This is a genomic window from Nocardia sp. NPDC023852 (assembly GCF_040639505.1).
Taxonomy (GTDB): Bacteria; Actinomycetota; Actinomycetes; order Mycobacteriales; family Mycobacteriaceae; genus Nocardia.
Window position 1 is genome coordinate 249,992 of record NZ_JBFAAB010000002.1, and the last position, 23,844, is coordinate 273,835.

The window sequence follows — 23,844 nt, forward strand, 5'->3', positions numbered from 1 at the left end:
TCGTGGCCTTCCGGCCACTCGCTGCGGAGGCGAACTTCCGGCACGCTCAGCGGGTGACCGAACTGCAGACGCCGCCGGCCCCGGTTCCCGTCGTCGCCGCGCCACGGCCGCGCCTGCACCCCGCGTGGATGGTCGCGGGGTCGGGTTCGTCGCGCTACTGGGCGCCGCCGCTTTCCGGTCGGTGCCGAGTGTGCTCACGGGCCCGCTGCACGAGGAGTTCGGCTGGTCGCACGGCACCATCGGTGCGGCCGTCTCGCTGAATCTCCTGCTGTCGGCCTGATCTCGCCTTTCGCGGCGGCGCTGATGGACCGGTTCGGCATCCGCAGGGTGGTGACCTGCGCACTGGTGCTGGTCGCCGCGGGCAGCGGGCTGACGGTGTTCATGTCCCAGCCCTGGCATCTGAACCTGACTTGGGGCTTGCTGGTGGGCATCGGCATCTTCGATGTTGCGGGAACCATCGCCTCGGGCTGGCTGACCGACCGTGTCGACCCGCGCTACCTGCTGATCGGCTACTACACCTTGCGCGGCTTGTCGCTGCTGATCCTGCCCTCGCTGCTCGGTCCGCACACACAGCCCAGCCTGTGGGTGTTCATCCTCTTCTACGGCCTGGACTGGGTCGCCACGGTGCCGCCGACGGTCACGCTGTGCCGGGAGCTGTTCGGCAACGATGGCCCCGTCGCGTTCGGCTGGGTCTTCGCCTCCCATCAGATCGGCTCAGCCCTCGCGGCCACCGGCGCGGGCATCATCCGTGACATGCAAGGCACTGACAACCTGGCCTGGTGCCTCGCCGGCGCGCTCTGTGCCGCCGCCGCGGTGATGTCGGCCGGCATCCGTCGAGATCCACGACTGTCCTGACGCGCGCGTGGATTCGGCGCGCCGAACTCAGCCGTCGATGGCGTTGTGCGGGCGGGACTCGATGGCAGTGCGGGGCCGGTCCCAGCGGCTGGGCTCGTCCTTGCGCCGCGGCGGGCGGTCGTTGGCTATGAGGACCGCGATCCACGGCAGGGGAATGGAGGCGACGATGATCAGGATGGACAGCAGGGGGTTGCCGAAGGTGCTGTAGGCGACCGCGGCCAGGATCAGGCACGGGATGCGGAACGCCATGATGATGGTGTACCGGCGGACACGGGCGCGGTGCTGGTCCTCCAGCGACGGCGCGGCCTCGGTGATCAGCACCGGGTGTTTGTCGTCACTTCCCGGGAAGTATCCGGAGGAACGGCGGGGCTGCGTCGGCATCGTCACGTCGGGGTGCTCTTCGCGGTCGCGGCCGTCGGCGGAGGGGGAATCGCCGTTCTGCTGCATACACCGAGTCTTCCACTAGCGGTCCGTCCACGCACACACCATGGTCAGCCTCGGATCCCGGATGCGGCATCATGGAATGCGTGAGCACCGACACCATGGTTCGCCCGGACGCGACAACCGACGAGACGACGGGCGACGACACCCCGAAGTTCTTCCACTACGTCAAAAAGGACAGGATCGCCGAGAGCGCCGTCATGGGCACTCACGTGGTCGCGCTGTGCGGAGAGGTCTTTCCGGTAACCCGTTCGGCCAAGCCCGGCTCGCCGGTGTGTCCGGAGTGCAAGAAGGTCTACGACAGCCTTCGCAAGGGCGACTGAGCGCCGTTGCCCCACGCGGCATCGACAGCCGCGGCGATGGCGCGCGGGACGGTGACGCTGTCACGAATTACGGATCGGACGAGGACGGTGTCGCCCCGTCGGTAGAGGGCGGCGCGGTGCGGCTCGGGTCCGGCGTGGTCCGGGCTCGCGGAGATTGATCCTCGGTCGGCGTTTCGGCGTTCGCGCCGCTGTCGCCGCGCACCTGGTTGGCGATCCACTCCTTCACCTGCTCCATGCGTGTCGCGCGGGCGGGCCAGAATTCCTGCACTGCGGCGTTGAACTCGGCGCCGAGGATCACCGCGAAGCCGAGGAAGTATGTGAACAGCAGAAACGCGATCGGGGTCGCCAGCGCGCCATAGGTCACGCCGGTTCTGGTGACCCACGCCAGGTAGCGTCGCAACATCTCGCTGGCCGTCATGAAGAACACCCCTGCCACCAGCGCCCCGCCGAAGAGCCGGTGCCAAGGCAGTGATGTGTGCAGCGCCAGCTTGTACAGGGTGGTGAGTCCGATGATCAGGAGCAGGCCGACGCCCGGGTAGTAGAAGAAATCCAGCAGCTGTAATCCGGTGGCCCGCCAGGGCGAGGGCAGCACCCGGCCGATCAGGGTCGGCCCCAGTGCCACCAGCGGCAGGATGAACACCGCCGCCACCAGGAACAGCACATACAGCAGCAACGCGAAAATGCGCTGCCACACCGGATGCCGCGCGTCCTGCTGGTCGTGCGCCTCGACGATCGCATCGACGAAGGTGGCCATCGCCGACGACCCGGCCCACAACGACAGCACAAATCCCACCGACACCACCGCGCCCCGCCCACGCCCGAGCACGTCCTGCACCGTCGGCTGGATCAGATCCGACACCACTGTCGCGCTGAACAGGTCGCGGCTGAAAATGATGATCTTGGACTCGACGATCTCCACCGTGTCCGGGCCGAACCACCCCCCGACGTACCCGAGGCTGCCGAGCACCCCGAGCAACAGCGGCGCCAGGGAGAGCGTCTGCCAGAACGCCGCCGCGGCCGACTTGGCGAAGATCGAATCCTCCCATGCCTTCGCCGCCACCCGCACGACCAGCGTGACCGTCTTCCTGCCCGCGTGCGCCGCCATCGTGCCCGCCCGGTCGGCCCAGGTCCGGGTGCGCACCGCGACGGTGCGCGGGGGTACACCGGTGCGCGGCGGATCGCTGGTGAGGGCGGTGTCGTCGGTCATAGTGCTTACAGCATCGCGCATTTCGCGTGTTCGCATCGCTTTGTCGGTGCGACGTGTCGGTGGGCGTCCGGCGCACCCCAGCATCCTGGCAGGCCGTGTGATGCCGATCGCGCACACCGCGTCGGTTTGGCGACACGCCGTGCCGGGCGGCTAGGGTCGTCTGCGTGACTGGGTCGGGTGGCGCCGCTGTGGCGGGAGAAGCGGAGACGCCGAGCGATTCGGGAGTAGCGAGCACCGCCGTCGGTGGCGCGCTACGCGCCTGGCAGCGACGTGCGCTGACGAAGTATCTGGCCACCGCACCGCGGGACTTCCTCGCAGTGGCCACCCCGGGCGCGGGCAAGACCACGTTCGCCCTGCGCGTCGCCGCGGAATTGCTGTCCGACCGCACCGTGGACCAGGTCACAGTGGTCGCGCCGACCGAGCACCTCAAGCACCAGTGGGCGCAGTCCGCTGCTCGCGTCGGGATCGCGCTGGACTCGCGTTTCTCCAACTCCACCGGTGGCACCTCGGGTGACTATCACGGCGTCGTGGTCACTTATGCGCAGGTCGCCGCGCATCCCTTCCGGCATCGGGTGCGCACCGAAAACCGCAGGACCCTGGTCGTTCTGGACGAGATCCACCACGCGGGTGATGCGAAGAGCTGGGGTGACGCGACGGCCGAGGCGTTCGGGGATGCCACCCGGCGCCTTGCGCTGACCGGTACCCCGTTCCGCAGCGACGACAGCCAGATCCCGTTCGTCGTCTACGAACCCGACGAATCCGGCTTCCCGAAGTCCCGTGCCGACCACACCTACGGCTACGCCGAGGCACTTGCCGACGGTGTCGTGCGTCCGGTGGTTTTCCTCGCCTACTCCGGTGAAGCGCACTGGCGCGACAGCGCGGGCGAGGAGTACTCCGCCCGTCTCGGCGAACCACTGAATGCCGAGCAGACCGCCCGAGCTTGGCGCACCGCGCTGGACCCGGCGGGCGACTGGATCTCCGCAGTGCTGCGCGCAGCCGACATCCGGCTGCGCCAGAAACGCGCCTCCGGCATGCCAGACGCGGGCGGGCTGGTGATCGCCACCGATCAGGAACGCGCCCGCGACTACGCCGAACTACTGGAACATATATCGGGCGAGAAGCCGGCTCTGGTGTTGTCCGACGACCCGGCCTCGTCGAGCCGGATCGCGGAGTTCAGCACCAACACCCAGCCATGGATGGTCGCGGTGCGCATGGTGTCGGAGGGCGTCGACGTGCCGCGCCTGGCGGTCGGTGTGTACGCGACCAGCGCCGCCACCCCGCTGTACTTCGCGCAGGCGATCGGCCGCTTCGTTCGCGCCCGCAAGTCGGGCGAGACCGCGAGCGTGTTCCTGCCTTCGGTACCGGTGCTGCTGGATCTGGCCGCTCAACTGGAGTTGCAGCGCGACCACGTCATCGGTAAGCCGCACCGGGAGAAGAACGGTCTCGACGACGAGCTGCTGGTCGACGCCAACAAGCAGAAGGACGAGCCGGGCGAGGACGAGAAACCCTTCGTCGCGCTGGCGGCCGACGCCGAACTCGATCAGGTGATCTACGACGGATCGTCGTTCGGCACCGCCACCTTCGCTGGCAGTGACGAGGAAGCGGACTACCTGGGTATTCCTGGGTTGCTCGACGTCGAGCAGATGCGCGCGCTGCTGCGCGACCGGCAGGCCCGTCAGGTCGCCGACCGCAGCGGGGCCGCGGCCTCCGCGGACCCCGGTCCGCAGGTGGCCAGCGCCGCCGAACGCGTCGCCACCGCCGACCGGCTGGGCGAACTGCGCCGCGAACTCAACAGTCTGGTGGCCATGCATCACCACCGCACCGGCAAGCCGCACGGCGTGATCCACGGCGAATTGCGCCGCGAATGCGGTGGTCCGCCCACGGCGCTGGCCACCGCCGAACAACTGGGCGAGCGCATCGCCGCCCTGCGTCGGAAGTAGACGTCGCCGGCGCGAGCGTCGCGTCAGGTCATCGGGACGGGCCAGGCGGCCATGGCGCAGTCGATGGAAGCGGTGAGGTCCGCCAGGGAGGCTCCATCGCGGGCCCGGATGGACAGGCCGTAGAGGACCGTGGCGTAGAAGCTCGCCAGGGCGGCGGTGTTCGTCTCTGCGGGCAGATCACCCTCGACGACGCCGCGGTTGAGGCGCTTGTGAATGTGTTCGGTCGTCTCGCGGCGCTTTTCGATCAGGAAGTCGCGGATGCTTGCGCTGCGGGTCGTGTAGGTGGAGCCCGCGAGCACCACCATGCAGCCGTGCGGCTTGTTCTCCTCGGTGTAGGCGGCGGCGTTGTTCCGCAGCATCGCCTCGATGCCGGCCCGTGCGGTCGGCTCGTCCCGTAGCGCACGGTCGGTGTAGCCGCCGTCGGTTCGCCCGTACAGGCCGACGGCCTCGCGGAACAGTGCCTCCTTGCCCCCGAACGCGGCGTACAGACTCGGGGAGTTGATGCCCATCGCGGCGGTTAGATCGCTCATCGAGGAGCCCTCGTAGCCGTGTTCCCAGAAGACCTCCATGGCACGGCGCAACGCGTCCGCGCGATCGAATGCGCGCGGTCGTCCCCGGTCGGCCATGGGGAATCCTTTCTGTGTCAATCGTTAAATATACCCATTGACACCGGTGCCGCCGATGCGGTTGGCTATTTATGTATTGATCGGCACAGAATATGGAGGAGTTCCGATGTCGGATCTCACGGGCAAAGTGGCGCTGGTGACCGGCGGAAGCCGCGGTATCGGGGCGGCGATCGCCCGCCGCCTCGCCGCGGCGGGCGCGGATGTAGCGCTCACCTACCAGAACGCCCAGCGGCAGGCGAAAGCCGTGGCAGGTGAAGTCGAGGCGCTCGGCCGCCGCGCGATCGCCATCCAGGCCGACAGTGCCGACGCCACCGCGGTGCGCACCGCGGTGCGCACGGCCGCCTCCGAACTCGGCGGGCTGGACATCCTGGTGAACAATGCGGGCATCTTCCCGGCCAAGCCTTTCGAACAGTTCACCGTGGCGGAGATCGACAACGCGCTCAACGTGCACGCCCGCGCAGCGTTCGTCGGCGCGCAGGCGGCGGTCGCACACATGACGGACGGCGGCCGGATCATCAGCATCGGTACCAATCTGTCCGAGCACGCGCCCTTCGGCGGCCTCGCGCTCTACAACCTGAGCAAGTCCGCGCTCAACGGCTTCACCAAGGCTCTGGCCCGCGAACTGGGCCCGCGCGGGATCACCGTGAATCTGGTGCAGCCCGGGTCCACCGACACCGACATGAACCCCCAGGACGGCGACCACGCGCCGCTGCAGCGCGACCTCACCGCGCTCGGCCGCTTCGGCGCCGCCGACGACGTCGCGGCCACGGTAGCCTTCCTGGCCGGCTCGTCCGGCCGCAGCATCACCGGCGCGTTCTTCACCGTGGACAGCGGCACCAACGCCTGATCATCCGGCGAAGTACCGCCCTGGTGACACTCCGACCGCACGTCGAAATGCCGCGACGTACGCACTCGGCGTCGCGTAGCCGACCCGGCCCGCGATCCTGGCGATCGGCAGCCCGGCCGCGAGCAACGGCAGTGAGGCGGCCAGTCGGATCTGGGTGCGCCACTGGCCGAAGCCGAGTCCGGTCTCCGCCACGAACAGCCGGGCCAGCGTGCGCGGGCTGGCGGAAACGTCGGCGGCGAACTCGGCGAGGGTCCGTGTGTCGGCGGGATCGGCGGCGAGTGCGGCGGCCACCTGCCGCGCGCGGGGATCGGTGGGGTGATGCGCGCCGATGGGGATCACTTCGACCGGTTCCAGCAGATCGAACACCACCGCCTCGGCGCGCGCCCGGCGCGCCGAGACGGCGTCGGGCGCGGTGAGCAGGTCGAACAGCTCCTGCAGTAGCCGGGTCACGCGTAGCATGGTCGGCCCGCCGAAGGACACCGAGCACCGATCGGGTTCGAGGTAGATGCCGCGCATCGCGGCGCCGTCGGAGGTGCCGGTACGGTGCACGGTGCCGCCGGGGATCCACAGCGCCCTGGTCGGCGGCAGCACCCAGCGGTTGTCGCGCACCTCGACAGCAATGACTCCCCGTGACGCCCAGGCGATCTGGTGTTGGGGATGTTCGTGCAGCTCGAACCAGTGCCCGGCTGGGAGCACGCCGGCGCCGAATACCATGGCGGTCGCCCCGGGTTGGGCGGGCTGAACCATGGCGTGGCCGTTCTGCGACACAGTCTGTCACCGTAGCCTGTCGTGCCCGGCGAGATCCGTTCCTACCGTTGGCGTCATGGCGATGAACATTTTCCACCGGCTGCTGTGCCGCTCGTCGATGTGGGAGCGGACCAGCGCGACGCGCATCGTGCCGTGGGCGCTGTCCGGCCTCGATCTCGGGGCCGAGGCCCTCGAGATCGGCCCCGGTTACGGCGCCAACGTGCCCGCGCTGCGGGACCGGGCCACGACACTCACCGGCGTCGAGATCGACCCGGTACTGGCTGCACGGCTGCGCGCCAGGTACGGCGGCTCGATGACCGTGATCGACGGCGACGGCACCGACATGCCGTTGCCGCCAGGGAACTTCGACTCCGTGGTGTGCTTCACCATGCTGCATCATGTGCCGACGGCAGGGCTACAGGACGCGCTGTTCGCCGAAGCCCTGCGGGTGCTGCGACCTGGCGGGGTGTTCGCAGGTAGCGACGGGCTCGACGGGCGCCTGTTCCGGCTGATACACCTGGGCGACACCTGCCTGCCGGTTCCGCCGGAGACCGCCGCCGCCCGGTTGTGCCGGATCGGTTTCACCGACGTCGAGATCGACACCGGGGCCTCCAGTTTTCGCTTTCGGGCCAGAAAACCGGACTGAGTTGCCGCGCCTCACCGACCCACCGTCCTGGCCTCGGCCCAGTCCGGCCCGGTTGGGATCTTCTCGGTGCTCGGGTCTCCGGACCGGACCGGACCAGGGTCGGCCCGGTCCGGCTCCGCAGGGCCTGGCCAGCCCACTCCGAGCCCCGACTTCCCTGGGTCCCGGCCTGGCTTCCCTGGGTCCCGGCCTGGTCGCGGACCCGCCCCAGTCCATGCGCCGAGGATGTGCTGGCGCTCAGCCCATTGCAGGAGGGGATGTTCTCACTCTCGGCACGGCGTCGGGTGGGCCGCTCGGTGTCCGGACACTCGACCGTGTCCCGAATGGCTCGCAACGGTAGAACCGGTCGCTCTGGCGACTACCTCGATCGACGCGCGGTGGCTCAGCTCGGCACCGTATCGAAGAAGTCCGCCGGGTCGAGCGCGCTGATCGGTGTCCAACGTGCCGAGGGTGCGGGCACTGCCGAATCGTGCGACGCCGCATCGAAATAGCCCTGGACCTCCAGCGCGAGCCGTGGGTTCTCATCGATCCGGCGCGCCATCTCATAGCACACGGCGAGCGCGTGCAGGCAGCGCGAAGTGCGCGCGGTGCACGAGCAGTCGGTGCCCGCGAGAATCGGTGCGAGCGCGACACCGGCCGCGACGACCGCGCGGTGCATGTCGTCGGTCAGTACGGTCGTATCCGGAACGATCTGCGCTATGGCGGTGATCGTCGTCCTGGCGAGCGGGGCGATCTCCAGCTGGGCCACCGACGCCTGGCCGCCGCGATGGATGGTGGCGCGCACCACCCGGCCCTCCACGGTGGCCCGCACGCCGTTGTTCCGTGCGATGCTGCGGGCGCGGGGAAGCAGGGGATCGGGTCTGATCTGCCGCAGCGGCTCGGCGAGGCGCACCCAATCCATGCCCCATGCGGTGTAGCCGAATTCGTTGTCCGCCATCAGCTCTCCCTCTTGCGGCGCAGGATTTCGATCAACTGGTCGTCGCCGAGTCCGGCCAGGGCGGCGATGCCCGCTGCGTCGCCGAGATCGGTCAGCGCCGCCTTGCGGTCGTGCATGCCCGCGATGTGCTCCTCGACGGTGGTGGTCGAGGTGAGTGTGGTGATGGTGACCGTGCGGGTCTGGCCGATCCGGTGCACCCGGTCGGAGGCCTGTGCCTCCACCGCGGGGTTCCACCAGCGGTCGAAGTGGATGACATCGGCGGCGCGGGTCAGCGTGAGACCGGTGCCCGCCGCGCGCAGGCTCAGCACCAGCACCGCTGGACCTTCCCCGGCCTGGAACCGGGACACGATCTCGCCGCGTTCGGCTTGGCTCAGCCCGCCGTGGAAGAACGGCGCCGCCACTGCGAACTGTTCGGCGAGGTGGCGGACGAGCAGCTCGCCGGTCTGCCGATACTGGGTGAAGACCAGTGTCGGGCTGGCGGTCTCGAGGTTGGTGGTCAAGATGTCGGTGCACAGGTCGAGCTTTCCGGACCGACCGGCCAGTTCGCCGAGGTCGCCGGTCACCAACCCGGGATGGTTGCAGACCTGCTTGAGCGAGGTCAACGCCGCGAGCACGCGGCCATGGCGCTCGATGCCGGAACCGAATCCCTCATCGATGGCCTGTGCGAGCACCAGATCGTAGAGTTCCTCCTGCTCGGCGGTCAGGTCGCACAGCAGGTCACTGTGGATTTTCGCGGGCAGCGCCGCCGCGACCTGGATCTTTTTGCGTGCCAGCACCACGGGTTCGATGGTGTCGCGCAACCGTGCCGCCGCGGCCGCCGATCCTTCCTGGATCGGCCGAACGAACCGTCGCCGAAACTGCGTCCTATGTCCGAACAGCCGGGGCGCCACCAGGTGCAACAGCGCCCACAGCTCGTCGAGATGGTTCTCCACCGGCGTGCCGGTCAGCGCGACCACTGCGGCGGCGTCCACCGCACGGGCAGCCTTGGCGACCTGGGTGCGCGGATTCTTCAGCGCCTGCGCCTCGTCGAACACCGCCGTCGCCCAGCGCCGCCCGGCGAGCAAACCTCCGTGCAGCCGCAGGGTCGGATACCCGGCGACCACTACGGTCCCCGCGTCGGGGGCGATCGCGCCGCCACGCCAGACGATCGCCCGCAGTCCCGGAGCGAACCGTCCGATCTCGTGCACCCAGTTTCCGACCAGTGAGGTCGGGCAGACCACGAGCTGCGCCCCCGCCTCGGCCCGTCCGAGTAGGAAGCCGATGGCCTGCACGGTCTTGCCCAGGCCCATCTCGTCGGCGAGTACCGCGCCGCCGTGCGCGTTGGTGGTCTCGCGTAACCAACCGACCCCGCGCGCCTGATAGGGCCGCAGCTGCGCCTTCAGGGCGGAGCGCAGTTCCGTCGTCACGGCTTCGGTCTCGCGTAAGACCCGCAGTGCGCGCTCGGCCGACACGATCGCGGTGCCGCAGGCGTCCGGCACCGCGTGGGCGGCTACCGGCAGGGGCGGTCCTGTGCTCTCCGTAGCGGCGTCGGTATCAGCGGCGCGTAGTGCGTCCTGCCAGAGCAGGAGCGACCGACCCGGGAATTCGATCGTCAGGTCCGCGAAGGTCTCGGGATCCACGGGCGCGGTGTCGACGTCCGCGACCTCGATTGCCCCGCCCTCGCCGACGGGGACGGCCAGCGCGAGGGTCTCGCGGTCGCCGTAACCGTTCGGTGCGGGTCCGGTGCCGCGTCCTGTCCACGTCCAGAGCGCGAACATGTGCCGATCCGGCAGGTAAGTGGCGTGTGTGCTGCGCAGAACGAACCCCTTAAATCAACGTATGTCGTACGGAGTATCGTAACAACGTACCGCGTACTGGATTTGTTCCGAGGAGCATATTGAGCGAGGAAATCGACGTCGAAACGGCCGAACAGCTGATGAGTCTGCTATGGCGGCACGAGCTTCCGCCACGCCCCGCGGGCCGCGGGCCGAAGCAGACGGTCAGTGTGGACGCGGTAGTCGCCGCCGCGATCGCGCTCGCCGACCAGGAGGGCTACGCGAAGGTCTCTATTCGCGCGGTCGCCGCCGAGCTGGGATTGCGCCCGATGAGCCTGTACACATACGTGCCTAGCAAGGACGCCCTCATGGTCCTCATGGTCGACGCGGTCGCCGACGAGGACGCCCCCATTCCCTGGGATCCCTCGCCTCGGGAGCGTATGGCAGCCCTCGCCCGCCACGTCCGCGCCGAACTGATCGCGCATCCCTGGTTGCTGGAGGTCTCACCCTGGCGGCTCGTGCTCGGTCCCGGACGCATGCGCCGATACGAACGGCAGCTCGCCGCGATCGAGGGCATCGGCCTGTCGGATATCGGCATGGACCGAGTGATCGCCGTACTGTCGGAATTCGCCACCGGCAATGCCCGGGTGGCGATCGCCGCCGCCCGCGACACGCGGCGGATCAGTGACGCCCAGTGGTGGGAGGTGCACGGCCCGTTGCTCGCCGAGGTCATGCCGTCGAGTCTGTTTCCGCTGTCGTCGCGAGTGGGCGCCGCAGTCGGCGAGCTGTACCAGGCGCCGGCCGACCCCGACGGCGGGTTCGAGTACGGACTCGCCAGGCTTCTGGACGGCATCCTTCGGGAGGTGTCCACGGACTGAGCGGGCCGGACATGCCGACAGCGGGCGACCTGTTGGTCGCCCGCTGTCGACGGAAACGATGTTCTGTTGTTCGATGTTGTTGTGTCAGGACGCGAGGAGTAGATCAGAGGGCGGGAGCGGACTCTGTGTCGATCACGGCGTCGAGCTCACGCAGCCGATCCATGTGTTCGTTCGCGTGGTGCTGGCAGAAGAGCAACTCTCCACCTGCGGGCAGTACGGCACGCACTCGGGCAGCCGCCCCGCAACGGTCACAACGATCGACCGCGGTCAGTGGGGTGCTTGTCAGGGTTCCTGGCATGACTCCTCCGTCCTGGCTTCCGGTTCTGACGACCGTTCGCCTGGTGTGGGGCCCGTGGTCACTCACCACGAGCTCGCTACCGCTACTTCTCAGCAGGGGTATGACTACTCTGTCAGACGTTCGGGACGGGGGCTTTGTTCCCGCGAGTGATTCTGTGTGTTTTCGGTAACATGACCAGGGATTTTCGCTATGGGCGAACATCACAGGTCACGTCGTCGAGCACCGCACGATCACCACCTCGATCGGCCGATCCAGTTGTCCACCGGGAGATTACCCGTGACCTACGACACTCACACGCTTGTTCACATTTGTACGTTGGCCGAGTGGCTCTGCGCTCGGCAAACGGGCGAGTACCGCGCGCCGTCGCTCGACTCGGTGGGGTTCATCCACCTCTCGGCGCCGCGGCAGGTGCACCTCCCCGCCAACCGGCTGTACGCGGGACGGCGGGATATGGTTCTGCTGCGCATCGACCCCGGCCGCGTGGGATCGCCGATCAAATGGGAGCCGGGCGTGCCGACCGATCCTGAATCGATGCTCTTCCCGCACCTGTACGGCCCACTGCCGGTGGGGGCGGTCACGGCGGTCGAACAGTACCGCCCCGACGAGGGCGGCGTGTTCGTCCCTCTCGGCAAGTGAGCGATCGGTCGCGGATCTCGCGGGCCGTGATGGCACCCGCGGCCGCACATCGAGTTTCGCCGGCACGCGCGAGACGTACGTGGTGAGTGCCAGCGTGGCCGAACGCAGGTCCCCGCCCAGCGTCATGGCGGAATAGGCACAGCACAGCGCTCTCGCCGCGTCGTCGGCCGAAGTGATGACCGCGCGGTTTATCTGTGCGGACATCCGGCTAATCTGAATATCGTGAACGTCGACGTCACCGCACTACCCGGGATCGGTGTCCGCAAGGACTTCGAAGTGCGTTCCGGTCGCCGCATCGGCGTGGTCGCGCACCGCGATGGTGACATCGACCTGATCGTCTCCAAGCCCGACGATCCCGATGCCTGCGCCGCGCAGGTCCCGTTGACCACCGACGAGGCTGCGGTGCTCGCGAACCTGCTCGGCGCGCCGCAGTTGGTCGCCAAGCTCAACGACGACCACCGCGACCTGCCCGGGATCACTACCCGTCAGCTGCCGATCGGCGACGATTCCCCCTACGACGGACGAGCCCTCGGCGAGACCGAGATGCGCACCCGCACGAAGGTCTCCATCGTCGCGGTCATGCGGGCGGGGCAGCTGCATCCCTCGCCCGGCCCCGATTTCACCTTCACCGCAGGAGACCTGCTCGTGGTGGTCGGCACCCCGGACGGTTTGGACGCCGCCGCGAAGATTTTGACGCACGGCTGAGCACGTGACGGATACCGCGCTCGCCCTGATCGAGCTCGGAGCGGTTCTTTTCGCCCTCGGCATGCTGGGTCGTGTCGCGGGCCGAGTCGGCATGTCACCGATTCCGCTGTACCTGCTCGGCGGTCTCGCCTTTGGTCAGGGCGGCTTCCTCCAGCTTGGTGCGGCCAACGCATTCGGCCACATCTCCGGCGAAATCGGCGTCGTGCTGCTGCTGTTGCTGCTCGGCCTGGAGTACACGGCGGCGGAACTGGTGACCGGGCTGCGCCGCTCGTGGGCAGCCGGTTTGCTCGACATCGTGGCCAACGCGACGCCGGGCGCTCTGGTGGCGCTGATTCTGGGCTGGGGGGTCAACGGCGCGATCACGATGGCGGGTGTCACGTATATCTCGTCCTCGGGGATCGTGGCCAAGGTCCTCGACGATCTGGGGCGCCTCGGTAATCGCGAGACGCCAGTGATCCTGTCCATTCTGGTGTTCGAGGATCTGGGTATGGCGGTGTACCTGCCCATCCTCACGACGGTCCTCGCGGGGTTGAGCTGGGTCAGCGGGTTGCCCGCTCTGGGGATTGCGCTGCTGACTGTCACCGTGGTGCTTTTCGTCGCGCTGCGTTATGGCCGCCAAGTCTCGGCGATCGTGGACAGCACCGACCGCGAGGTGTTCTTGCTCAAGCTGCTCGGCGCGGCACTGTTGGTGGCGGGCGCCGCCTCGGCGCTGAGCGTGTCGGCCGCGGTGGGCGCGTTCCTGCTCGGCATCGCGATTTCCGGCTCTACCGCGGCGGAGGCGGCGAAGCTGCTCGAGCCGCTGCGTGATCTGTTCGCGGCGATCTTCTTCGTGGCGTTCGGCCTGAGCACCGACCCGAGGTCGATTCCGCCGGTGCTCGGGTGGGCGCTCGCGCTCGGGGTGATCACCATGCTGACGAAGATCGTCACCGGGTGGTGGGCCGCGGGCCGGCAGGGTATTCGCCGGATGGGCCGGGCGCGGGCCGGTGCGGCACTGGTAGCCCGGGGCGAATTCTCTATCGTCATCGCGGGACTGGCGGTAAGCACGGGCGCGGTCGATGGGCGGCTCGCCGCACTGGCTTCGGCTTACGTGTTGCTGCTGGCGGTGCTCGGCCCGGTCGCGGCGCGGGTGGTCGAACCGGTGGTCGGGCTGGTACAGCGCCGGGTACAGCCCGCCGTCTCCTGATCAAGGCTGTGCTGTCTCGGCGCGTATCGAGGCCTTGCGTTTCAGCCAGCGCCAGAACGTGGTCGCGGTCGCGCCGACCAGTAGGCCGATCGCGGCAGCGCACAGGTGGCCGTAGTCGGTGAAGGTCGGGCCGATCCACAGTGCCGCGCCGAGCACCATCAGAATCGTGGCCGCCCACGCCAGCCGCACCACGCCGCGGAACCGGAACGCCAGCGCCGCCAGCACGGCCGAAAAGCCATAGCTGGTGCCGACATCCGCGGCGACGGCCACCGTGTGGGGGATGAGGCCCCGATCGATAGCGTTCGAGATGCCGGTGACAGTCAGCAGCGTCGCCCCGATGTGCCCGGTGGCGAACAGTAGTATCCAGCGTCCGGTGCCCAGCCATCGCTCCGCGTAGGCCATCACGATCAGGAAGCCGGCGATGGTCGACCACGGAAAGCCGCCGTCAGTCCAGAACGCCGAGGCCACCAGCACCTGTACGGGGTTGTGCCGCATGTTGTAAAGGTTGGTCGAGGCGGAGAAGATCAGCCTGCGCTCGACCGTGCCACCGACACCGCGCAGCGTCCACCAGGTGACGAACAGCGTGAAGGCGTACGCGGTGCTGGCCGGAGCGGCCCCGAGATGTTCTCGAATCGTGGGCACGATCCGCCGCGGCAGTCCCGGGCGGCGTAGCCACGCCCACGCGACGCGCAGTTCGGCGCGGAGGTCGATGGTCTTGGTCCAGGGCGACCGAAACTGGCTGAGGGGCGAAGCAACCACCCCGCAAGTGTGCCGTGCCCGAGGTGGTCGCACCGGGTGGCCCGCCCCTTGTGTGCTGTGTCACCGGCTCGACACAACGACCGTAACGTGGTTTCACACTTGGGCAACATTCGCTTCCAAGAATTGGGCCACCGACCAATCGGTATGTGGACGAGGAGTTGCGTTCGTTATGGCGATCGAGGAACCCAAGGTGACCGGCGCCGCGGCCGGTGCCGATTATCTGGCGAAACGGACCCTGCGTTCAGGCTCGGCGGGGTGGGTGCTGCTAGCCGGGCTGGGTGTGAGTTATGTGATCTCCGGTGACTACGCGGGCTGGAACAGCGGCATCGCGGAAGGGGGGTTCGGTGGTCTGTTGGTCGCCACAGTGCTGATCGCGTGCATGTATCTGGCCATGGTGCTCGGAATGGCCGAGCTGTCGGCGGCCCTCCCCGCGGCAGGCGGCGGCTACACCTTCGCGCGGCGGGCGCTCGGGCCTTGGGGCGGCTTCGCCACCGGCGCCGCCGTATTGCTCGAATACGCCATCGCGCCCGCGGCGATCGCGACCTTCATCGGCGCGTATGTCGAATCGCTGAACCTGTTCGGGATCACCGATGGCTGGTGGGTGTATCTGGCCGTGTATGCGCTGTTCATCGGCGTGCACCTGACCGGAGCGGGGGAGGCGCTCAAGGCGATGTTCGTGATCACAGCGATCGCGTTGGCCGGCCTCGCGGTGTTCGCGGTGGCGGCATGGGGACTGTTCGACGCGACGAACCTGACCGACATCCCGGCGGATCCGGGAGCCGTGGGCAGTTCGTCGTTCCTCCCCTTCGGCGTATTCGGCATCTGGGCGGCGGTGCCGTTCGCGATCTGGTTCTTCCTAGCGGTGGAAGGCGTTCCGCTGGCCGCGGAGGAGGCACGCGAGCCAGAGAAGAACGTGCCGAAGGGAATTATCACCGCCATGCTCGTTTTGATCGTCACCGGCGCGGCCGTCCTGTTCCTCGCGACCGGAGCCCTTGGTGCCCAGGCGATTGCTACGTCCGGAAACCCACTGGTCGAGGCGCTCGGCGACGGTGGATCGGCCAAGCTGGTGAACTACATCGGCCTGGCCGGACTGGTGGCCAGCTTCTTCTCCATCGTCTACGCCTACTCGCGCCAGACCTTCGCGCTGTCGCGGGCGGGCTATCTTCCGACTGGTCTGTCTGTAACCAACGCGCGCAAGGCGCCGGTGCTCGCGCTGATTGTGCCCGGCGTCGTCGGTTTTGCTCTGTCGTTGACCGGTAAGGGCGCGATGCTGCTGAACATGGCCGTGTTCGGCGCGGCGGTCAGCTACGTGTTGATGATGATCAGCCACCTCGTGCTGCGCGTGCGCGAGCCGAACATGCCGCGCCCGTACCGCACTCCCGGCGGCATGGTGACCACTGCGTTCGCTCTCGTTATCGCGTGTGCGGCGGTAATCGCCACCTTCCTGGTCGACCCGGTGGCCGCGACCTGGACGCTTTTCGTGTTCTGCGGGTTCATGGCCTATTTCGGCCTATACAGCCGCCACCGGCTCGTGGCGAACTCGCCGGACGAGGAGTTCGCCATACTTGCTCGCGCGGAGGAGGACCTCGAATGACCAGCTACCTCCAGCAGCTGCGCGGCACCGCCTACTGCTTCGACGGACTGGTCGAGCTGCTGGCCAAGGCGACGCCGCTGCGCAGTGGCGACCAGCTCGCGGGCTGCGCGGCCGAAACCGATGCCGAGCGGGCAGCCGCCCAGTGGGCGCTGGCCGAGGTGGCGCTGACCGAGTTCCTGCGCGACCCGGTCATGCCCTACGAGACCGATGAGGTCACCCGGCTGATCATCGATACACACGACCGGGGCGCGTTCCAGCCGATCGGGCATCTCACGGTGGGCGGGCTGCGGGACTGGTTGCTGACGGTCGCCGCAGGGCCGGACGCGGCAGTCGCGCTGCGCGCGGTCGCGCCCGGATTCACGCCCGAGATGGTGGCGGCGGTCAGCAAGATCATGCGCAACCAGGACCTGATCGCCGTCGCGCGCGCCGTCGAGGTGACGGCCGGCTTCCGCACCACCGTCGGCAGGCCGGGCACCCTGGCCACCCGTTTGCAGCCGAACCACCCCACCGACGATCCGCGCGGCATCGCCGCAGCGGTATTGGACGGGCTGCTTCTCGGCTGCGGCGACGCGGTGATCGGCATCAACCCCGCCACCGACTCTCCGCAGGCGACCGCCGACCTGCTGCGCCTGCTCGACGAGGTGCGCACCCGCTTCGACATCCCCGCCCAGTCGTGCGTGCTGTCGCACGTGACCACCACAATCGGGCTCATCGAGGCGGGCGCGCCGGTGGACCTGGTGTTCCAGTCCGTCGCGGGTACCGAGGGCGCGAACGCGGGCTTCGGCGTGAACATCGCGCTGTTGCGCGAGGCGAACGAGGCGGGTCGTTCGCTGCGCCGCGGCACCGTCGGCGACAACGTCATGTACCTGGAGACCGGTCAAGGCTCGGCGCTCTCATCGGGCGCGCATCTGGGGACCGGGGGCAGGCCTGTCGACCAGCAGACCCTCGAGGCCAGGGCCTACGCGGTGGCCCGGGCTCTGGACCCGCTGCTGGTGAACACGGTGGTCGGTTTCATCGGCCCCGAGTACCTCTACGACGGCAAACAGATCATCCGCGCGGGCCTCGAGGATCACTTCTGCGGCAAACTGCTCGGCCTGCCGATGGGCGTGGACGTCTGCTACACCAACCACGCCGAAGCCGACCAGGACGATATGGACACCCTGCTCACCCTGCTCGGTGCGGCGGGCTGCGCCTTCGTCATCGCAGTCCCCGGCGCCGACGACGTGATGCTCGGCTATCAGAGCCTCAGCTTCCACGACGCGCTGTACGCGCGGCGAGTGCTGAACCTGCGTCCCGCCCCGGAATTCGAAGCGTGGCTGGCCGGGCTCGGGATGATGGACGCGACCGGGCGGGTTCTACCGGTGGAGCCGCTGGCCTCGCCGCTGCGGGCCTTGACGGTGGCCCGATGAACTCCGTGAACTCGCGCCCGAAGCGGCAAGTCGCCGCATCACCGCTGGACGCGGTCGAGACCGATCTGGGAAGCGAGCCCCGCGACCATCCGCGTCCTGCCGCGCCGGAGTTCGTCGCGCCCCACGTCGGAGCTACAGAAGGTGCTACGCAAGGTTTTTGGCAGGAATTGCGCCGCGACACGCAGGCCAGGATCGGGCTCGGCCGCGCAGGGGACGCGTTGCCGACCGCGCGCGTGCTGGAATTCCGGGCCGCCCACTCGGCTGCCCGCGATGCCGTGCACCTGTCGCTGGACGTGCCTGCGCTGACCGAGCGTGTCGAGGCGCTCGGCCTCGGCACGGCTACCCACGTTCGCAGCCGCGCCCGCGACCGTGTCGAGTACTTGCGCAGACCGGATTTGGGGCGGCTGCCCGCCTACGGGGAGTTGGCACCGATCCCGAATCTCGCGGCCGAGATCGGATTCGTGCTCGCGGATGGGCTTTCCCCTCGCGCGCTCACCGATCACGGCCCGGCCACGCTCGCCGCACTCATCGAAGAACTCGCGTCGCGCTACCGGCTCGCCGCACCGGTGATCGCCACGCAGTCGCGCGTCGCACTCGGTGACCACATAGCCGAAGCCATGGGCGTGGAGACGGTCGTGGTGCTGATCGGGGAACGTCCCGGCCTGTCGGTCGCCGACAGCCTCGGCATCTACCTGACTCACCTGCCGCGTCCAGGTCGCCCCGACGCCGACCGCAACTGTGTCTCCAACATCCACCCGCCCGAGGGCCTCGGTTATCGGCATGCGGCGAGGGTTGTGGCCGGCTTGGTGTCCGGCGCGCGCCAGCTCGGTCGCTCGGGCGTGGACCTGAAGGACACCTCTCGCGCCGACCCGGTGGGCTCCGGTGCGGTCATCTCGATCGAGACTCCATGCGACTGAATCGGCCGGTGACCCCCGGAGTTGCCCACTGCTTCGACACCGAAGCGCGTCGACCGGCCAGCCGTGGCAGCCCATCGCCGCGAAACGCCGTGTGCACCGTGACTCGGCCCGTCCCCGTGATCACCACGGCTCTCGGGCGACGAGCGAGATCGGGCACGTGCTCACGGCTCGGTCCGAGTTCGACGCATCCTGATCGACACGATCACGCCGAGCGCTCGACATGCTCGTGCCCTAGCAGACCCGCGTGACACGCGTGCACCCGCAAATGCGAGCGCCCGCATTCATTGGACGCTGGAACAAAGCGCACAACAAATGCGGGCGACGCGGCGGGGTGACCTAGTCCAGGTAGTCGCGAAGCACCTGCGAACGGCTGGGGTGGCGCAGTTTGCTCATGGTCTTCGACTCGATCTGTCGGATGCGTTCACGGGTCACCCCGTACACTTGGCCGATCTCGTCGAGGGTGCGTGGCTGGCCGTCGGTGAGGCCGAACCGCAGGCGGACCACGCCCGCCTCGCGCTCCGACAATGTCTCCAGCACTGACTGCAGTTGATCCTGCAGCAGCGTGAAGCTCACCGCGTCCACCGCGACCACGGCCTCGGAATCCTCGATGAAGTCGCCGAGCTGGCTGTCACCCTCGTCGCCGATGGTCTGATCCAGCGAGATGGGCTCACGCGCGTACTGCTGGATCTCCAGCACCTTCTCCGGCGTGATGTCCATTTCCTTGGCGAGCTCCTCCGGTGTCGGCTCGCGGCCGAGGTCTTGGAGCAACTCGCGCTGGATGCGGCCGAGTTTGTTGATGACCTCGACCATGTGCACCGGGATGCGGATGGTGCGGGCCTGGTCGGCCATGGCGCGGGTGATGGCCTGCCGGATCCACCAGGTCGCGTACGTGGAGAACTTGTAACCCTTGGTGTAGTCGAACTTCTCCACCGCGCGGATCAGACCCAGGTTGCCCTCCTGGATCAGGTCCAGGAACGCCATACCACGGCCGGTGTAGCGCTTGGCCAGCGAGACGACCAGGCGCAGGTTGGCCTCGAGCAGGTGATTCTTGGCTCGGTTGCCGTCGCGGACGATCCAGTTGAAGTCGCGGCGCATCGCGACCGGCAGCTTCTCGCCCTGCTCGGTGAACTCGCGCACCTTCTCCGCGGCGTAGAGGCCCGCCTCGATCCGCTTGGCGAGCTCGACCTCCTCCTCGGCGTTGAGCAGCGCCACCTTGCCGATCTGCTTGAGGTAGGCGCGGACCGAGTCGGCCGAGGCGGTCAGCTCGGCGTCCTTGCGCGCCTGGCGGAGCGCCTCGGATTCCTCTTCGTCCCAGACGAAATCGCCGGAGGCCTTGTCCACGGCGGTCGGCTCGTCGGCCCCTTCGCTTTCCGCCCCTTCAGCTTCGGCTTCCTCGGCGACGTCGTCGACCAGTTCGTCGCCGTCGGCGAGATCTTCCTCGGACACCTCCAGCTCGCCGAGATCGTCGATATCGAGCGACTCGTCGGCGAGCGACTCGTCGGCACCGGGCTCGCCGTCCGGTCCCGCTTTCTTGGTTGTCTTCTTCGCCGGAGCCTTGGTCGCCTTGGCGGCCTTCTTGGCGGGAGCCTTCTTGGCGGCAGCGGCCTTCTTCGCCGGAGCCTTCTTGGCGGCAGCCTTTCGGACCGGCCGTGCTGCGGTTACATCTGCGGAGTCGGCCTCGGCCGATTCGGCGGTCTGACGGGTATTCGTGGCTACCACGTACGCCCTTTCGTGACGGTCTCGTGCGGCGTCACGCCAGAGTGGTTTCCGGCGGAGCGGTCTGTCGGGTTGCACCGGCGGAGGGCCGGTCGGGGTTTCTCCGGCTCAGCCGGGCACGTTCCATTGTAACGATCTAACCAGGGTACTCATGGCACGATGCCCGGAACGGCATGCCCCGCCGCGTCCGCGCGCCTCAGGGGGTGATGCCCGCATCGATCGCCATGGCGGCGCCGACAATGCCCGCGGTGTTTCTCAAGTGCGCGGGGATGACCGGAGTTCGGTTGGTGAGCAACGGAATCCACTGGTCAGCGTCCCTGCTGATGCCGCCGCCGGCAACGAACACCGTCGGCCAGAAGAGGTTCTCCATCCCGATCAGCACCGTGCTCACCTCGCGGGCCCACTGCTCGTAGGACAGGGCGTCGCGGTCCTTCACCGATGCCGCGGCGCGGTGCTCGCTCTTGGTGCCGCCGATCTCCAGATGGCCGAGTTCGGTATTCGGCACCAACGTGCCGTGGACGAGCAATGCGGAACCTATGCCGGTGCCGAAGGTAAGCAGCAGCACGAGGCCGGCGAAATCCTTTGCCGCGCCGTAGCGGTCTTCGGCCAAGCCCGCCGCGTCCGCGTCGTTCAGCACGGTGACTTCGCGGCCGCCGAGCGCGTCGGAGAACAGTGTCCGCGCGTCGGTGCCGATCCACGATTTATCGATGTTGGCCGCGGTCTGCGCTACGCCGCCGAGCACCACCGCGGGCAGCGTGATGCCGACCGGGCCCGCCCACTCGGCCTCGGCGACCAGCTCGGCCACCGCCTCTGCGACGGCGAGGGGTGTCGCCGGATGCGGCGTCGCGATCTTGATCCGCTCGTGGACCAGGTCACCGGTGGTCAGGTCCACCGCGGCGCCCTTGACACCGCTGCCACCGATATCGATACCGAATGCGTGCCCGCGAGCGGACATGACTTACCCCTCGTTTCCTGTGCTGGCCGGTCTGATGACAGCGCCGCCGCACAGGTCCCACGGCGCCACACGGGGGCGTTGCGGTGAGGTGCTCGACGACGGCGCTGTGTCGTGCACGACAAGAGTAATGCGAGATCGATGCTGCGCGTTCCCGAGGATCTGTGATGCGATGGGGGCGTGCCGGAAACCTCATCATCAGTGACCGACTACAGCTCCCAGTCCGTCGTCGCCATCGTCGCGCGCGGGGACGAGGCCGACCTGCGCCGCGTCGCGGTCGACCTCGCCGAAACCGCCGCCGCCCATGTCCGCGCCCGCCGCCTCGAGGTGTTCGGGCCAGCCGGCGCGCACGCCGAGGGCATCGTGCAGACCAAGAGCCACGCGACCGACCCGGTGACCATCGTGGACACCGAGACCGAAGAGCTGATCCGAAGACTTCTCGCCGAGCAGCGTCCCGGCGACCCGATCCTCGGCGAGGAGGGTGGCGGCAGCCTCGACGACGCGACCGCGGACACCATCCACTGGGTCGTGGATCCGATCGACGGCACCGTCAACTTCCTCTACGGAATTCCCGGCTACGCGGTCTCGGTCGCCGCGCTGCGCGGCGGGCGGCCGGTTGCGGGCGCCGTGGTGGACGTCGCGCGGGCGGCGACCTACAGCGCCGGGCTCGGGCTCGGCGCACTGGGCGTCGGTGCCGACGGTGCGGTGGAGCATCTGCGGTGCACGCCGGTCGAATCTGTCTCGATGTCGTTGGTCGCCACCGGTTTCGCCTACGGCAAACAGCGCAGGACCAGGCAGGCCGCGCTGGCCGCGCAGGTGTTGCCGCACGTGCGTGATATCCGCCGCTTCGGCGCGGCCGCGCTGGACCTGTGCCATGTCGCGGCAGGTCGGGTGGACGCCTACTACGAGCACGGTCTCAACGCCTGGGATTGGGGCGCGGGGGCGCTGATCGCAGCGGAGGCGGGCGCGAAGCTGACCCTTCCGCCCGCGACGTCGCCGGGCACCGACGGTGACCTGGTGGTCGCCGCCGCGCCCGGCATCGCCGACGAACTCGGGGCGCTGCTGAACCGGGTCGGCGCTACCGAGCCGATTCCCGATCGCTGATCAGCAGCGAGCCTGCCGGGCCGCGTCGAGCAGCTCGATATCGATCGAGGTCGAGTTGCCCGGCACCGGGTTCTTCAGCGAACGCAGAACCTCCTCGGCGTCGTTGCTCGGCCGGATGTCCCGGAACAGGGAACCGAGCACCAGATCGACCGTGTCGTCGCCGCGCTGATCCTCGATCAGCTCGGCGCACGGCGCGACCAACTGCACGGAGGCGGCGGCCGGACGGCCGCTTACCCCGAAGCGGATCTGGCCGGTGCATTCCAGGTCGCCGTTGACATATACCGAATCGTTGCCATATTGAGTCCCTGGCGCGCTCGCGAACCCGAGGTCGCCGAGCTGGGCGGCGACGTGCGCGGCCTGGCCGCGTTGGTTGTTCGCGTTCAGCACGCGCACCTTGCTCGCCGCGAGCGCTGCGGGTTCCACGTCCTGGAGCCGACCGGCGCCGACCCGCTGGCCGAGCGGAACCGGTTGCGGCGCACCAGGGTCGGCGGCCGGACTCGGAGAGTTGCACGCCATCGCGGTGGTGTCGGCGTCGTGTGTCGTCAATGCTTTGATCCAGACGATCCCGCAGATCAATGCGAGAACGCCGAGCAGGATGAGCCAGGGCTGGGGGCGGCGCCGGAGGAAGGGGCGACCTTGCGAATCCGTCGCCCTGCCTTCGGTGATCAGTGAAACCACCAGCACACTCTACGAAAATGTGTTGCGGGCGGCGCACAAGGTCTCGGCGAGTTCGATGGTCGGTGTCGATTGCCCCTCAGTTTCGACTCGTCTGTGTTTTGATTGCGACTTTTTCGCCAGGGTCCGCTATTGTCTGGCGGCCCAGATCGAATCATCGGTGGCGAAATCGGTGGTCGGTCGCGGGAACAAGAAGGGCATGCCCTGCGTTTACCGATCGCTATGTGGAGTGGATCTGCGCGATCCGCCCTGATAGGTGACCGGTGCACGTGTGACGTGCACCACCGGCGGGGCGGTACCGGTCGCCCCGATTTCGGCAGGAATCGGGTGTGAGCGGACCGGTCCGGGATATACGGAGTTAGGACGAGGGGAAGACGACATGGCAACCGACTATGACGCACCGAGGCGCACCGAATCCGACGATGTGTCGGAAGATTCGCTGGAGGAGCTGAAGGCTCGTCGTAACGAGGCACAGTCCGCCGTCGTGGATATCGACGAATCCGATACCGCGGAGTCGTTCGAGCTTCCCGGCGCCGACTTGTCCGAGGAAGTGCTGACGGTTCGGGTGATCCCGAAGCAAGCCGACGAGTTCACCTGTTCCAGCTGCTTCCTGGTTCATCATCGGAGCAGGCTGGCCAGCGACAAGGGCGGTCAGATGATCTGCATGGACTGCGCTGCCTGATCTCCTACGAGATCGG

At 68.3% G+C, this 23,844-nt stretch carries 24 protein-coding genes and 1 pseudogene; 14 read left to right on the top strand and 11 right to left on the bottom strand.

Annotation, left to right across the window (positions count from 1 at the left end; translation table 11 throughout):
• The first annotated feature begins 128 nt into the window (after positions 1-128).
• Positions 129-855: pseudogene (locus AB0H00_RS04835) on the top strand (MFS transporter).
• Between the two features lie 27 nt (positions 856-882).
• Here the strand turns inward: AB0H00_RS04835 and AB0H00_RS04840 are convergent.
• Entirely contained in the window at positions 883-1,236 is a 354-nt protein-coding gene (locus AB0H00_RS04840; protein WP_357262350.1) for a DUF3099 domain-containing protein, read from the bottom strand.
• A gap of 146 nt (positions 1,237-1,382) precedes the next feature.
• Between AB0H00_RS04840 and AB0H00_RS04845 the strand changes: the two genes are divergently transcribed.
• Positions 1,383-1,619, top strand: a complete 237-nt coding sequence (locus tag AB0H00_RS04845; protein ID WP_357260918.1) for a DUF3039 domain-containing protein — start codon at positions 1,383-1,385, stop codon at positions 1,617-1,619.
• Positions 1,620-1,686: 67 nt separating this feature from the next.
• On the opposite strand, the gene AB0H00_RS04850 is transcribed toward AB0H00_RS04845, so the two are convergent.
• Positions 1,687-2,724, bottom strand: a complete 1,038-nt coding sequence (locus tag AB0H00_RS04850; RefSeq protein ID WP_357262353.1) for a YihY/virulence factor BrkB family protein — start codon at positions 2,722-2,724, stop codon at positions 1,687-1,689.
• Positions 2,725-3,101: 377 nt separating this feature from the next.
• On the opposite strand from AB0H00_RS04850, the gene AB0H00_RS04855 reads away from it, so the two are divergent.
• Positions 3,102-4,766 carry a DEAD/DEAH box helicase gene (locus AB0H00_RS04855; RefSeq protein WP_357262356.1) on the top strand — a complete coding sequence of 555 codons (1,665 nt, stop codon included), beginning with the start codon at positions 3,102-3,104 and terminating at the stop codon, positions 4,764-4,766.
• 23 nt (positions 4,767-4,789) lie between these two features.
• Here the strand turns inward: AB0H00_RS04855 and AB0H00_RS04860 are convergent, their stop codons facing one another.
• Positions 4,790-5,392, bottom strand: coding sequence for a TetR/AcrR family transcriptional regulator (locus AB0H00_RS04860; RefSeq protein WP_357260921.1), 603 nt, complete (start codon positions 5,390-5,392; stop codon positions 4,790-4,792).
• A gap of 106 nt (positions 5,393-5,498) precedes the next feature.
• On the opposite strand from AB0H00_RS04860, the gene AB0H00_RS04865 reads away from it, so the two are divergent.
• A complete protein-coding gene (locus AB0H00_RS04865; RefSeq protein WP_357260924.1) occupies positions 5,499-6,239 on the top strand; it encodes an SDR family oxidoreductase in 741 nt (246 codons plus the stop codon).
• On the opposite strand, the gene AB0H00_RS04870 is transcribed toward AB0H00_RS04865, so the two are convergent.
• A complete protein-coding gene (locus AB0H00_RS04870) occupies positions 6,240-7,007 on the bottom strand; it encodes a helix-turn-helix transcriptional regulator (RefSeq protein WP_357260927.1) in 768 nt (255 codons plus the stop codon).
• A 55-nt stretch (positions 7,008-7,062) separates the two neighbouring features.
• Between AB0H00_RS04870 and AB0H00_RS04875 the strand changes: the two genes are divergently transcribed.
• Positions 7,063-7,632, top strand: a complete 570-nt coding sequence (locus tag AB0H00_RS04875) for a class I SAM-dependent methyltransferase (RefSeq protein WP_357260930.1) — start codon at positions 7,063-7,065, stop codon at positions 7,630-7,632.
• Positions 7,633-8,011: 379 nt separating this feature from the next.
• Here AB0H00_RS04875 and AB0H00_RS04880 read toward each other — a convergent pair whose 3' ends face one another.
• On the bottom strand, positions 8,012-8,566 hold the full coding sequence (locus AB0H00_RS04880; RefSeq protein WP_357260933.1) for a hypothetical protein: 555 nt from the start codon (positions 8,564-8,566) through the stop codon (positions 8,012-8,014).
• Positions 8,566-10,323: a DEAD/DEAH box helicase gene (locus tag AB0H00_RS04885; RefSeq protein WP_357260936.1), complete on the bottom strand. Its 1,758-nt coding sequence runs from the start codon at positions 10,321-10,323 to the stop codon at positions 8,566-8,568. Before AB0H00_RS04885 ends, AB0H00_RS04880 begins: the two co-directional genes overlap by 1 nt.
• Before the next feature lie 158 nt (positions 10,324-10,481).
• Between AB0H00_RS04885 and AB0H00_RS04890 the strand changes: the two genes are divergently transcribed.
• Complete coding sequence (locus AB0H00_RS04890; protein WP_357262358.1) at positions 10,482-11,198, top strand: TetR/AcrR family transcriptional regulator; 717 nt, start codon at positions 10,482-10,484, stop codon at positions 11,196-11,198.
• 103 nt (positions 11,199-11,301) lie between these two features.
• Here AB0H00_RS04890 and AB0H00_RS04895 read toward each other — a convergent pair whose 3' ends face one another.
• Positions 11,302-11,496 (bottom strand): hypothetical protein, encoded by a 195-nt coding sequence (locus tag AB0H00_RS04895; RefSeq protein WP_036538000.1) that lies wholly within the window; start codon positions 11,494-11,496, stop codon positions 11,302-11,304.
• Positions 11,497-11,772: 276 nt separating this feature from the next.
• Between AB0H00_RS04895 and AB0H00_RS04900 the strand changes: the two genes are divergently transcribed.
• The 3 genes from AB0H00_RS04900 to AB0H00_RS04910 all read left to right on the top strand — a co-directional run bounded on the left by AB0H00_RS04900 (position 11,773) and on the right by AB0H00_RS04910 (position 14,020).
• Positions 11,773-12,132 carry a DUF952 domain-containing protein gene (locus tag AB0H00_RS04900; RefSeq protein ID WP_357260938.1) on the top strand — a complete coding sequence of 120 codons (360 nt, stop codon included), beginning with the start codon at positions 11,773-11,775 and terminating at the stop codon, positions 12,130-12,132.
• A gap of 222 nt (positions 12,133-12,354) precedes the next feature.
• The gene (locus AB0H00_RS04905) at positions 12,355-12,837 is read left to right on the top strand and encodes a cation:proton antiporter regulatory subunit (protein ID WP_357260941.1); all 483 of its coding nucleotides are present in this window, start codon (positions 12,355-12,357) and stop codon (positions 12,835-12,837) included.
• A gap of 4 nt (positions 12,838-12,841) precedes the next feature.
• On the top strand, positions 12,842-14,020 hold the full coding sequence (locus AB0H00_RS04910; protein WP_357260944.1) for a cation:proton antiporter: 1,179 nt from the start codon (positions 12,842-12,844) through the stop codon (positions 14,018-14,020).
• Here the strand turns inward: AB0H00_RS04910 and AB0H00_RS04915 are convergent, their stop codons facing one another.
• Entirely contained in the window at positions 14,021-14,779 is a 759-nt protein-coding gene (locus AB0H00_RS04915) for a rhomboid-like protein (RefSeq protein WP_357260947.1), read from the bottom strand. It abuts the gene before it with no gap.
• Positions 14,780-14,948: 169 nt separating this feature from the next.
• Between AB0H00_RS04915 and eat the strand changes: the two genes are divergently transcribed.
• From eat to eutC, 3 genes are read left to right on the top strand one after another with little or no spacing between them, the layout of a single operon-like run.
• Entirely contained in the window at positions 14,949-16,373 is a 1,425-nt protein-coding gene (eat, locus tag AB0H00_RS04920) for an ethanolamine permease (RefSeq protein ID WP_357260950.1), read from the top strand.
• On the top strand, positions 16,370-17,782 hold the full coding sequence (locus tag AB0H00_RS04925; RefSeq protein WP_357260953.1) for an ethanolamine ammonia-lyase subunit EutB: 1,413 nt from the start codon (positions 16,370-16,372) through the stop codon (positions 17,780-17,782). The genes eat and AB0H00_RS04925 overlap by 4 nt, the downstream gene beginning before the upstream one ends.
• Complete coding sequence (gene eutC / locus AB0H00_RS04930; protein ID WP_357260956.1) at positions 17,779-18,699, top strand: ethanolamine ammonia-lyase subunit EutC; 921 nt, start codon at positions 17,779-17,781, stop codon at positions 18,697-18,699. The genes AB0H00_RS04925 and eutC overlap by 4 nt, the downstream gene beginning before the upstream one ends.
• 336 nt (positions 18,700-19,035) lie before the next feature.
• Here eutC and AB0H00_RS04935 read toward each other — a convergent pair whose 3' ends face one another.
• Both AB0H00_RS04935 and ppgK read right to left on the bottom strand, forming a co-directional pair.
• Positions 19,036-20,418 carry an RNA polymerase sigma factor gene (locus AB0H00_RS04935; RefSeq protein ID WP_357260959.1) on the bottom strand — a complete coding sequence of 461 codons (1,383 nt, stop codon included), beginning with the start codon at positions 20,416-20,418 and terminating at the stop codon, positions 19,036-19,038.
• A 193-nt stretch (positions 20,419-20,611) separates the two neighbouring features.
• Positions 20,612-21,370, bottom strand: a complete 759-nt coding sequence (gene ppgK / locus AB0H00_RS04940) for a polyphosphate--glucose phosphotransferase (protein WP_357260961.1) — start codon at positions 21,368-21,370, stop codon at positions 20,612-20,614.
• Between the two features lie 198 nt (positions 21,371-21,568).
• Here ppgK and AB0H00_RS04945 point away from each other — a divergent pair, with 198 nt between their 5' ends.
• Complete coding sequence (locus tag AB0H00_RS04945; protein ID WP_357260964.1) at positions 21,569-22,471, top strand: inositol monophosphatase family protein; 903 nt, start codon at positions 21,569-21,571, stop codon at positions 22,469-22,471.
• Here the strand turns inward: AB0H00_RS04945 and cei are convergent, their stop codons facing one another.
• On the bottom strand, positions 22,472-23,149 hold the full coding sequence (gene cei / locus AB0H00_RS04950; RefSeq protein ID WP_357260967.1) for an envelope integrity protein Cei: 678 nt from the start codon (positions 23,147-23,149) through the stop codon (positions 22,472-22,474).
• A 376-nt stretch (positions 23,150-23,525) separates the two neighbouring features.
• Between cei and AB0H00_RS04955 the strand changes: the two genes are divergently transcribed.
• Positions 23,526-23,828 carry a DUF4193 domain-containing protein gene (locus AB0H00_RS04955; protein WP_014351871.1) on the top strand — a complete coding sequence of 101 codons (303 nt, stop codon included), beginning with the start codon at positions 23,526-23,528 and terminating at the stop codon, positions 23,826-23,828.
• Positions 23,829-23,844 lie beyond the last annotated feature (16 nt).